9 protein-coding genes are annotated in these 11846 nt (G+C 65.9%); 6 read left to right on the forward strand and 3 right to left on the reverse strand.

The window, feature by feature from the left end; translation table 11 throughout:
* Positions 1-49: 49 nt before the first annotated feature.
* Together IP90_RS08775 and sufT are read right to left on the reverse strand one after the other, a co-directional pair.
* Positions 50-2554 (reverse strand): M4 family metallopeptidase, encoded by a 2505-nt coding sequence (locus tag IP90_RS08775; protein WP_144899264.1) that lies wholly within the window; start codon positions 2552-2554, stop codon positions 50-52.
* A gap of 670 nt (positions 2555-3224) precedes the next feature.
* Positions 3225-3776 (reverse strand): putative Fe-S cluster assembly protein SufT, encoded by a 552-nt coding sequence (gene sufT, locus IP90_RS08780; RefSeq protein WP_144899265.1) that lies wholly within the window; start codon positions 3774-3776, stop codon positions 3225-3227.
* 124 nt (positions 3777-3900) lie between these two features.
* On the opposite strand from sufT, the gene IP90_RS08785 reads away from it, so the two are divergent.
* Positions 3901-4320: a hypothetical protein gene (locus tag IP90_RS08785; RefSeq protein WP_144899266.1), complete on the forward strand. Its 420-nt coding sequence runs from the start codon at positions 3901-3903 to the stop codon at positions 4318-4320.
* A 10-nt stretch (positions 4321-4330) separates the two neighbouring features.
* Here IP90_RS08785 and pdxR read toward each other — a convergent pair whose 3' ends face one another.
* Positions 4331-5833, reverse strand: a complete 1503-nt coding sequence (pdxR, locus tag IP90_RS08790; protein ID WP_144899267.1) for a MocR-like pyridoxine biosynthesis transcription factor PdxR — start codon at positions 5831-5833, stop codon at positions 4331-4333.
* A gap of 156 nt (positions 5834-5989) precedes the next feature.
* Between pdxR and IP90_RS08795 the strand changes: the two genes are divergently transcribed.
* From IP90_RS08795 to IP90_RS08815, 5 genes are all read left to right on the forward strand, one after another.
* Positions 5990-6496: a hypothetical protein gene (locus IP90_RS08795; protein ID WP_144899268.1), complete on the forward strand. Its 507-nt coding sequence runs from the start codon at positions 5990-5992 to the stop codon at positions 6494-6496.
* A 217-nt stretch (positions 6497-6713) separates the two neighbouring features.
* Positions 6714-6977, forward strand: a complete 264-nt coding sequence (locus IP90_RS16795) for a hypothetical protein (protein ID WP_144899269.1) — start codon at positions 6714-6716, stop codon at positions 6975-6977.
* Positions 6978-7333: 356 nt separating this feature from the next.
* The gene (locus IP90_RS08805; protein ID WP_144899270.1) at positions 7334-10405 is read left to right on the forward strand and encodes a TonB-dependent receptor; all 3072 of its coding nucleotides are present in this window, start codon (positions 7334-7336) and stop codon (positions 10403-10405) included.
* 147 nt (positions 10406-10552) lie between these two features.
* Positions 10553-11044 (forward strand): hypothetical protein, encoded by a 492-nt coding sequence (locus IP90_RS08810; RefSeq protein WP_144899271.1) that lies wholly within the window; start codon positions 10553-10555, stop codon positions 11042-11044.
* Positions 11045-11334: 290 nt separating this feature from the next.
* Entirely contained in the window at positions 11335-11820 is a 486-nt protein-coding gene (locus IP90_RS08815; protein ID WP_144899272.1) for a hypothetical protein, read from the forward strand.
* The last annotated feature ends 26 nt before the right edge of the window (positions 11821-11846 follow it).

The raw sequence follows: 11846 nt of genomic DNA on the forward strand, positions 1-11846 counted from the left end.
ATCACGGCCCCGGCCACGGCCGGGGTCGTGATGCCTTCAGTGCAACAACTCAGAAGGTGACGCTCCAGCTGTTGATGTAGCCGGTGTCCTGCGGACCGTTGTCGTTGACCCGCAACTTCCAGGTGCCATTGAGCGGTTCGGTCGACAGGTTGCGGCTGAAGGTGCCCTGCACGTTGTCGGCACTGCCACCGCTGCGGTTGTGGATGTTGTACAGGCTGCCATCCGGCGCCACCAGATCCACCTTCAGGTCGCCCTTGTAGGTGTGCCGGATGTCTACCGTGATCGACGCATCGCTCGGCGCGTTGCCGCTGCGACCGGACACCGTCACCGGGCTGTCCACCGTGGTGTAGTCCGTCACCGGGTAGTCGGTGGTGTTGCTGTAGGTCTGCGTACCGCCACCACCGGTGTCGTAGCTGCCGGTCAGGGTGACGTTGGAGATCGCACTCCAGGCATGCACCAGCACGTGGTAGGTCCCGGCCTGCACATTGCTGATCGTGCACGTCTCGGCCGAGGTCGAGCCTTCGGAACGGCAGTCGAAGCTGGTCGTGCTGGGCTGGCTGCCGAACTTGGCATACAGGTCCGCATCGCCGCTGCCGCCGGAGGTGACAAAGCGCAGGTTGCTGGCGCCGGCCGGCACCACCAGGGTGAAGTACTGGTTGCTCTTGGACGCACCACTGATGCCGGTACGCGGCACCCCGTTCTGCAACTCGTTGCCGCCACCGCCGCCGGTGACCGTCACCGACTGGGTCTCGGTATCGGTCGCGCCCTGGTTGTCGGTCACCGTCAGGGTGACGTTGTAGGTGCCCGCGGCCGTGTACGCCTTGCTCGGGCTGGTCGCCGTGGACGTGGTGCCATCACCGAAGTTCCAGCTGCGCGAGGCGATCGAGCCGTCGCTGTCGCTGGAACTGTCGGTGAACTGCACCGTCAGGCCATTGATGCTCGAACTGAAGCCCGCCGTCGGCGCCTGGTTGCCGCCGCCACCGCAGTTGGCCGGCAAGGAACCGGCGTTGACGCCTCGCGGCGTGAACGCATTGATGACCGCCTGGCCACTCATGCCGAGGTCACAGGCCGCCTGGACCACGCCCGCCGCACCCTGGTTGAAGGTCGTGTTCGGGGACCAGTAGTCGCGGTTGGCGCGCGCGAACACCTGGAACGCGGTTTTCGTGTTCCAGCCCGACGTCGTGGCAAGCGTGTGGAACGCCTTGTTGTAGATGCCCGAGGAATAGTGCACGTCGACGCTGTCGCTGTAGTCGCTGGTGTGGTCGATCGAGACGCCATCCTGGGGCGGATTGGCCATGTAGCGCAGCGCGCCGTTGCCCTTGAAGATCTGCGCGCCGACCAGGAAGTCGTTGCTGCCCAGCATGAAGTACTCGGCGGCCTCGCCGGCCATGTCGGAATAGGCCTCGTTGATGCCACCCGACTGGTTGTCGTAGATCAGGCCCGACTGCTGCTCGGTATAGCCGTGCGACACCTCGTGCGCGGACACGTCCAGGCTGACCAGCGGATAGAAGGTGTTGCGGCCGTCGCCGAAGGTCATCGACGAACCGTTCCAGAACGCGTTCTCGTAGTTGCTGCTGTAGTGCACGCGCATCGTCAGCTGGAACGTCAGCGGCGGGGCACTGATGTAGTCGTCGTACATGTTGAACACGACGTTGCCGAAGTAGTGCGCATCGTTGAGCGGCGAGTACGCGCCGTTGATCGTCTTCACGGTGTTGCGCGGGCAGGCGTACGAGTACGCGGTGCTGCCGCTGGTGCCGTGGTTGAGGTTGACGGTCTTGACGTTGGCGTTGCTCATCGTGCAGTTGCTGCCGCTCTGCGCCACGTCGAGATAGCCGTAGTCGGTGCCGTACTCGTACTGCCCGGTCTTCTGGTTGCCGCCGGGGCCGGTACCGATCTCGGCATGGGTCAGGCCTTCCCACTGCTTGAGCACGCGACCGGTATTGGCATCGATGATGACGGTGGGCCGCGTCGGCGAGCCGCCCTTGTGCGCGTCGGCGAAGAACGACACCACGTAGCTCATGTGGGCACGACCGCCGTCGTCGACATAGATCATCTGGCGGGTACTTTCGTTCGACGTCACCAGCGCCGCGGCGCGGTTGCCGAGCGCGGCATTCCTGGCGATGGACAGGGCGCTGGCCTTGGCCAGTTTCGGCGCGACTGCTGGCATCTCGCGCTCCAGCCCGGTCACGCTGCGACCGAACAGCGTGCGCACATTGCCGTCGCCGTCCTCGCTGACGATCACGTGTTCGCCGAAAACCGGAATCCCGCGGAAAGTCTGCTCATAACGGAAGTTGCGTACGCCGTCCTCCGACTCGGTGGTCCTGAGCAGGGTCAGCGCCGAATCTGTGTCCAGCGCCAGCAGTTCGGCGTGGCGTTCGGCGGCCACTGACGAGCGACCGACCGCGGCGCTGGCGGCCGCGTACTGGCGGTTCAGTTGGGCGACGTCCTGCTGGTGGAGGTCGACGCGGTTGGCCGCCTGCACGGAGGCGACCGAAAGCGCGAGCGCCAACGGCGACAGGACGAGGAGACGCGATGCTTGCCTAGACTTCTTCATGTTGAGTATCCCTACAAAGATTGGAAAAATGGATCGCGCGAACGCGACAACTTTTTTCCCGGCAAATCCAACTGCCATCTGCATGCCGCCTGTTGGCGGCAGCACGACATCAAGTGTTCAAAACCCCCTGCGAACCGCAAGCCGGCTTGCGGTCCAACTGGCGACCGTGGGTCGCCAGGCATCTTTTCCTTTTCTAGTAGTCCCGTCCTGGGTGATCCGGTCAGAGAGTGGCGACGCTCATCGGCGCCGGGGGAGCGGACGCGGCGGCGGTCGCGGATGCCGCGTGGCGGCTTTGCGGACTGGGCTGCGCATGGGTCACTCCCCGGTACGGTTATGCCGCAAGGCGGCAAGGGCGGATTCGGCGTCTGGCGGAATCCGCGGTGTCCGGACGGGTGACGCGCTGCGTCCGGAAAATGACCATATCGGACACGTCAACGGACTTTCACGCTGCATGGCAGCAAAAAAACGCCCGGAAACGTGCGTGAATCCACATTTCCATCACGTAAACGATTCCATTTGGAACTTTTTATGCGGACGACGCGCGCAAGTGAAATCACCCTCCGGAACAGCCGCTGGCAGCGCGGGTTTGGCCGCGACCGTTGTCCACCGGTAGCCTTCTTGTCGCGGCCGGCGGCGATCCACAGGACGCAGACGCGCTCGCCGGATCGTCCTAGAGCATGCCGGTTTCGAGCCGGGCGGCCTCGGACATCATGTTGCGGTTCCACGGCGGGTCGAACACCAGCTCGACATCGGCCTCGGCCACCGTCGGGATCAGTTCCAGCTTGTTGCGCACGTCATCGACCAGGATCTCGCCCATGCCGCAGCCCGGCGCGGTCAGCGTCATCTTGACCTCGACTTCGCGCTGGCCGTCGTCGCGGCGGTGCACCTGCGCTTCGTAGACCAGCCCCAGGTCGACCACGTTGATCGGGATCTCCGGATCGAAGCAGGTGCGCAGCTGCTTCCAGACCAGGGTTTCGACGTCGTCGTCGCTGGCGCCTTCCGGCAACTCGAGCGCGGCCATCGGCTCCTTGCCGATCGCGTCGGCATCGCGACCGGCGATGCGGAACAGGTTGCCTTCGACGAACACGGTGTAGCTGCCTCCCAGTGCCTGGGTGATGTAGCCGATGCTGCCGGCCGGCAGGCTGACGGCCTCGCCCTGCGGCACCAGCACGGCATCGCAGTCGCGTTCGAAGCGGACGGGTTCGCTGTTGCGGGAATACATGTCGGGAAAGATGTTCCGGAAGAAGCGGCGTGCATCCTGTAGATGCGGGCGCCGATGCCCGACGCAATACCGCGCATTCTAAACGTCGCGCGCCCGCTATCCTATGCGGCCACGCGGAGCACCGATGGATCATCCCACCCCGAACGCAAGGCCCGGACACGGGCTGGCCCTGCTGTTGCTGCTGATCGGCAGCGCCGGTTTCGCCGCGCTGTGGGTGTTGCTGGCCCTGTACAGCAACCGTCCGCTCGGCTGGATGGCGGTGCTGGCCGCGGTCGACGCGGCGCTGATGCTGCGCCTGGGCGGCATGCGCCGCGGCTGGGGCCGCGCCTTGCTGGCGACGGTCGCGACGATGGCGATCGTCGCCCTGGCCAACTGGGGCATCGCCGGCGGACAGATCGGTGCGCCGATGGGGCTGCTGCCTTGGGAATCGCTGCAGAAGCTGGGATTGTCCTACGCCTGGACGCTGGTGCAACTGGCCAATGGCGCGGTCGAGTGGGCCTGGATCGCGGCGTCGCTGCTGCTGGCGGCCTGGCTGGGGCGCTGATCGACGCCAGTCAGGCGTCCTGCGTTTCGGCGACGGCGGCGCGCGGCGTCCGTTGCGATCGTCGCGGGCCGACCGGGAACATCTCGTCGAGGCAGCGCGCGAACGCCGCGACGCCTTCCTCGATCTCCAGCGCGGACATCGCCGCGAATCCCATCAGCAGTCCGGCGCGATCGGGCGGGTCGATGTAGTACGACGGCGAGATCGGATGCAGCGCCAGCCCACGTGTCAGCGCATGCGCGACGAAGGCATCGCCCTCGGCTTTCCGCCGGCCCGTCAGCCAGACCACGATGTGCATGCCGGCGCGCGAATCGGCGATCTCAAGTCGACCGCGGCTGCAGTCGCGCAGGCCCTGCAGCAGCACCGACCGTCGCGCCTCGACCGCGCGCACCGAACGCCGCAGGTGCCGTTCGAAGCCGCCGTTGCCGATGAAATTCGCCAGCGCCGCCTGCTCGATCGCCGGCGCGCCGAAATCGTCCGCCCACTTGGCGCCGATGAAATCGTCGCGCAGCGGCGCCGGCATGATCAGGTAGCCCAGGCGCAGCGCCGGGAACAGCACTTTCGAGAACGTGCCGACATAGATGACGCGATCGTGCACGTCCAGCGACCGCAATGCCGGGATCGGCTTGCTGTCGTAACGGAACTCGCCGTCGTAGTCGTCCTCCAGCACCCAGCAGTCGCGGCGCTCGGCATAGTCCAGCAGCGCCAGCCGCCGCGACATCGACATCACCGCGCCGCTCGGGAACTGGTGCGACGGCGTGACGCAGACCAGCCGCGGCGGACAGGCCGGCAGTTCGTCGGTGACCAGCCCCTGCTCGTCGACCGGGATCGGCCACAACTGCGCGCCGTTGATCTGCATCACCTTGCGCGCCGCGAAATACTGCGGCTCCTCGATGGCGACATCCGTGCCCGGATCCACCAGCACGCGCGCGGTCAGCGACAGCGCCTGCTGCGTGCCGGCGACGATCAGCACGTCTTCCGGCCGGGTCTGCACGCCGCGGCGGCGCGCCAGGTAATCGCAGACGGCTTCGCGCAGGGCCGGCAATCCCTGCGTCCGCGTGTAGCCGGGACGGGTGTAGGCCGCGGCGTGGGAGAGTTCGCGCGCCCACGCCGTGCTCAACGCGGGATTGGTCAGCGGCTCGCCGTACTGGAACCCGTAGCGCACCACGTCGGCGTTCATGCCCGGGATCACGTGCGGGTTGTGGATCGCGCGCAGGCGCCGCGCATAGGCCGATTGCGGTTCGACCCAGGCCGGCCGCGCAGTGCCCTGCTGCGCGGTGCGCGCCGGCGGCGTCACGTAACTGCCCGATCCGACCCGGCCATCGAGGAAGCCTTCCGCACGCAGCTGCTCGTAAGCGGCCAGCACGGTGTTGCGCGAGACGCCCAGTTCGCGCGCCAGCAGGCGCGTCGGCGGCAGCCGCGCACCCACGTGCACGTTGCCGGTGAGCAGCGTGGCCTTGAGGGCTCGGGTGAGCTGGCTGTGCAGGGGGCCGCTGCCATCCAGTTCCAGGTACATGTGGCCGCTCCCGGGGAATTGGCACCATTCAAATGTACAGAATTGGACCTTTCTAGGGCCAATTGATCCGGCTTAGATGGAGCCAATCGGCTCTCCGGCCCCCGCCCGCCGCCCAGCCGAAGACGAAACCCGTCCGCAGCCCACCGAGGTCTTCCCGTGAACACCCTCCCCGCCCTGCGCAGCACTCCGGTCCCCGCCCTGGCCTGGGCGATCCTTGCCGCCTCGATCGCCACCACGCTCGACCTGGCGTTCGCCATCATTTATTGGCAATCGCTGCACGACGTCTCGCCGCTGCGGGTGATGCAGGCGATCGCGGCGTACTGGGGGTGGGGACGCAACGCCTATTCCGGCGGCGTCGACACCGCGGTACTGGGCGCCACGCTGTTCTTCGCCAGGATGTGCCTGCTCGCGGTGCTCTACCAGATCGTTGCGCGCCGCTACACGGTGCTGGTCGAACGCCCCTACCTGTGCGGCGCGTTGTTCGGCCTGGCGATCTATCTGTCGACCCAGTACCTGATGGTGCCGTTGATCGCCTCCATGCCGCCGAAGCCCGCTTTCGATCGCGACCTGGTGTGGGTGAGCAGCTGCATCACCGCGCACATGGGGTTGATCGGGATACCGCTGGCGCTGTTCGCGCGCCTGGCGATACACGCCGACGACTGAGCGGGGCTGTTGGTCGGGTTGGCTCTGCGCCGACTCTTGGTGGCCTTCGCTGTCGTCGAGGTGGGCCGGGGCCCATCCTACGCAGGCTTCGGCATCCCGCTGGAGGGCCGCGGCCCGCCTTTTCCGCCGGTCACGGCCCTCGAAGCGGCAACGCCGGCACTTGAAGTGCCGACGGAAGACGATCCGGTCCCGACCCGCAGCACGAAAAGCCGCAACGATGGCGAAAAAAGCGCCAACGCTGGCGCGGCATGTGCCGGCGGCGCCGCGGATTGTGCCGACGCAGGCGCTTTGCGCATTGAAGCCAAGCCATGAAAGTGCCTCGCGTGGCGCTTTTTTCGTCAGCGCCGGCACTTCCCGTGCCGGCGCAGGCGCAAATCGCGCCAATGCAAGCACTGAAAGCGGCTCGAACGGCGCTTTCCGGGCGAAGCCCGGCGCGCAAAGCGCCGGCGATGGCACAGGACGTGCCGATCATCCCGCGTAGGGCGCAATAACCGTAGGGCATTGCGCCGGATGGCACGCCGAATCCGAGGTACGCCGCGCATCAAGCCGCGCCCGATGCATTCCGCAGGACGGTGATCGCGCTGATGCCAGGCCCGGCGCCATGACGGCGGGTCAATTGGCCCCATCCCGCCACATCCAACTGGTTCTGGTTGCGCCGCAGCCGCACACGCATTTTTAACGCGTCACGCGGCTGGCCCATGCATGGCGCACTGCATCGCAGTCGAGTCGATCTGCGAAGGCAGTCGAACAATGCGCGAACGCCCGCCGGATTCCCTCCATGCAATGGGCTCGTGACGAGATTGCATGACCACGCCCATTCCGGGGAGAGCGCACATCATGTCCAGACATCGTCAACCATTGTTCCGCCGCAGCGTATTGGGCCTGGCACTCGGCCTGTGCTTTACCGGCGGCATCCAGGCACAGACCAACACCGCCGGCGCGGTCACCGGACGTGCCGCCGCCGGTGACACCATCACCGTCGCCAACCCGGCCACCGGCTTCTCCCGCTCCGTCACGGTCGGCGACGACGGCAGCTATCGCGTTTCGCAGTTGCCGATCGGCGACTACACCATCACCCGCAAGGGCGTCGACGGCATCACCAGCAGTCGCAATGCCAGCATCAGCGTCGGCTCCACCGCCAACATCAGTTTCACCGGCGCCGGCGACACGCAGACGCTGGACGCCGTGACCGTCATCGGTACCGGTGCGGTCAACCCGATCGACGTATCGTCGGTGGAATCCACCACCATCCTGACCGCGGAACAGATCAAGAAGATCCCGGTCGCGCAGAACACGACCGCGGTCGCGCTGCTGGCGCCGGGCACCGTGCGTGGCGATGCGCGCCTTGGCAACCTTGCCTCGTTCGGTGGTTCCTCGGTCGCGGAGAACCAGTACTACCTCAACGGCTTCAACATCACCAACTCGTTCCGCAGCCTCAACTTCGCACAGGTGCCGTTCGAGGCGATCGCCGAACAGCAGATCAAGACCGGCGGCTACGGCGCCGAGTTCGGCCGCTCGCTCGGCGGCGTGATCAACCAGATCAGCAAGCGCGGCACCAACGAATTCCAGGCAGGCGGCAACGTCTTCTACGCGCCGGACAGCCTGCGCGAAGCCCAGCGCAATACCTTCCTGTCGAATCCGCTGACTTCCGCCAGGGGCAGGCTGCGCGAGGACAACTCGGAAGACACGGAGTCGCTGTGGACCGTGAACGCCTGGGCCAGTGGCGCGCTGATCAAGGACCGGCTGTTCGCCTACGGCCTGCTGTCCTACGGCAAGCAGGAGAACGACACCTGGGGCCCGGTGAACGCGGGGACCAATACCGCCACCGACCAGAGGAATCCGAAGTGGCTGTTGAAGATGGACTGGAGCATCACCGACAACCACCTGCTCGAACTGACGGCGTTCTCAGACAAGCAGGAACAGGACGTCGACACCTACCTCAATGGCGCGGGCGAACTGGATCGGCTCGATTACGTCGGCCGGCAGATCAACGAACAGGGCGGCGACAACTACGTCCTGAAATACACCGGCTACCTGACCGACGGCTTCACCCTGTCGGCACTGGCAGGACGCGGCGAATTTTCGCGCTCCACCAAGCTGCAGGCGCCCGACGGCACCATCGTGTTCTACGACGGCAACATCGATGCCCCCGCGCAGCCGGGCTGCCCGGTCATCGTCGACGGCCGCAGGAACGACCGCATCGACGCGACCGGCCTGTACTCCAGCAACTGCAACATCAGCGGCAACACCCTGGACCGGATCGATTCCGGCGACACCCGCAAGCAGTACCGCCTGGACGCGGAGTGGCAGCTCGGCGACCACCTGCTGCGTTTCGGCTACGACCGCGATGACTACGAGTCCGTCGCGGGCGTGGCGCTGGAAGGTGGCTACATGTGGACGTACACGACGTCGAACGGTCCTGATCGGATACCGGAAACCGCCGACGACTTCGACATCGCGCAGAAGCAGTATTTCAGCCAAGGCGCCACGGTCAGCGTCAAGCAGCATGCGTACTACATCGAGGACACCTGGAACATCACCGACAATTTCATCGCCTACATCGGCGGGCGCTGGGACACCTTCGAGAACATCAACGGCCAGGGCGCCGCCTACGTCGAGATCAAGGACCAGTTCGGACCACGGCTCGGATTTTCCTGGGACGTGTACGGCGATTCGACCTTCAAGGTGTTCGGCAACGCCGGCCGCTACGCGCTGCCGCTGACGCCCACCGTCGCCGTGCGTGGCGCCAGCGCTTCGCTGTTCAGCGTCGAGACCTTCACTTTCAGCGGCGTGGATCCGGACACGGGCGAACCGATCGCGCCGGTCAGCCGCGGTGATTTCAGTTACCTCAACGGCGAGAACGGCCAAGCCAAGAACCCGGAGACCATCGCCTCGAAGAACCTCGACCCGATGTACCAGGACGAATACATCCTCGGCTTCCAGAAGCAGCTCACCGATCACATGTCGCTGGGCGTGCGCGGCATCTACCGCAACCTGAAGGCGGCGATCGACGACCAGTGCGACTACACCACGGTGATGGCCGCCAATGGCTTCAGCCAGAACGCGGACGGCAGCTGGAGCAATGCCGCCGGCCAGGTCGCGGCCTATCCCGCCCCGGGCTTCCCGAACTGCCGCATCTTCAACCCGGGATCGGATGCGGTGTGGGTGACCGATCTGCTCGGCGATGGACAGCTGACCACCAACACGATCCCCGGCAGCGTGCTGGCGCCGCAAGCCAAACGCACGTACGCCGCGCTCGAGTTCTTCGTCGACGGCAGCTGGGACAGGCTGTTCCTGCAGGGTTCGTACACCTACGCGCGCAGCCGCGGCAACACCGAAGGCGGCGTGAAGTCGGACAACGGCCAGACCGACACCAACACCACGCTGGACTTCGACTACATCGAACTGACCACCGACACCTTCGGTTACCTGCCCAACGACCGCCGCCACAGCCTCAAGCTGTTCGGCAACTACCAGGCCACCGGGCAGTGGGCGATCGGTGCGAACCTGCTGGTGCAGTCCGGGCGCCCGTACAACTGCCTCGGCGTCTTCGACCAGGATCCCGGACCGGATTACAGCCCGCACCGCTACGGTTCAGCGTTCATGCGTTGCGGCACCACGCCTGCCGGCGGCGTCGACGATGCAACGGTCGCGGCGCGGCCACGCGGCACTTCCGGTCGCCTGCCGTGGACCACGAATCTGGACTTGAACGTGGTCTACACGCCGACCTGGGCCGACGGGCTGACGCTGAAGATGGACATCTTCAACGTGCTCAATTCGCGCAAGGTCACCTCCGTCGCGGAAGGTGCGGAAGTACGTGCGACGGGCGCGCCTTCGCAGACCTACCTGATGCCGCTTTCGTTCCAGGCACCGCGCTTCGTGCAGTTCATGGTGCAGTACGACTTCTGATCGTCAGTCAGAGAAGAGCATCACGCATGATGCCATTGTGGTAACCCCCGGACTCCCGCAGCCACCCCCGGCTGCGGGAATTTTTTGGCCGGAAGACGATCGAACGAAGACAATCGAAACAACGCACGACATTCCGAGGAGAGCGTGATGCCGGCCAATACCCTGCCCCGTACCGGATTGCCAGGCCCGACGTCATGGCTGCTGCTCGGCGGCACCACGCTGGGCAGCCTGGACATCCTGTTCGCGTTCGCGTTCTGGGCCCCGCAGGGCGTCACCCTGACCCGGATCCTGCAGTCGATCGCCGCCGGGCTGTTGGGCAGGCCGAGCTACGAGGGCGGTATCGCCACGGCGTGGCTCGGCGCCGGGCTGCACTACTTCATCGCGACGATGATGGTGCTCGCCTGTTACCTGGTCGCACGCAGGTTTCCGGGCCTGCTGCGCCGGCCGCTGGTGTTCGGCCCGCTGTACGGCCTGCTGCTCTATGGCGTCATGAACTTCATCGTGCTGCCGCTGTCGGCCGCCGGCACGCCCGACTTCGCCAATGCCGCATGGGTGACCAGCAGCATCGCCATGCATGCGGTCTTCGGCTGGATCTGCTTCGTCTTCGCGCGTCGCGCGCTGGCGGCTTCGCGCCCGTGATGCGCGTTCGGCGACAAGCAGTCGCCATGCATCAGTGAGGTAGGCATCATTCGGTTCGATCGCCGCGATCGGTCTGTCGTCTCTGCACGCGCCGCGATTTGGCTCCGATGAAACCGCGCTGATTGGTGCTGTCATCGCGTCCGGCGGGCGCCTATGTTTGCAGCGCGCCACGACCGTACACCGACGTCGATACGCGCTTCGCTAACCATGACTCCACTCGTGCCAGACCCGGCACGGCGTTGCGGTGTGCGCGACCTGCGCGCCGTTCCCATCGAACACAGGAGAACATCATGAAAACCGTCAAGCTCAGTCTGGTTGCCCTGCTCGCTTTCGCCGCACCGATCGCTCAGGCCAACGACGATCTTCATTGCAAACGGATCCGTGCGGACCTGGTCGAAGTGCTTTCCACCGAAGGCTGCAAGCCCGAACACACATCCTGCTACCTGGGCGAAGTCGACGGCAACCACGGCCTCGACGGTGTCACCTACTTCAAGGGCGATCCGGTGGTCGGCAAGGCGCCTCCCGGCGCACCGGACGCCACGCCCTATTCGGGCGCGTTCGAATACCACACCGGCGAGGGCAGCCTGTTCCTGCGCGAAGCCGGCATCGTTCCACCAGGCTTCGTGACCGCGATCCAGCGCATCGCGGAAGGCACCGGCGAATTCGCTGGCGCCACCGGCTATTTCTTCGTCAGCGGTACCCGCGCCAGCGGCGTCATCACCACCGAGGTGACCGGGCAACTCTGTCTGCCCGGCCACGGGCACGACGACGATTGAAGTTGCGCGACCACGCAGTTCCCGAT

This window comes from Luteimonas cucumeris (assembly GCF_007830035.1).
Lineage (GTDB): Bacteria > Pseudomonadota > Gammaproteobacteria > Xanthomonadales > Xanthomonadaceae > Luteimonas_C > Luteimonas_C cucumeris.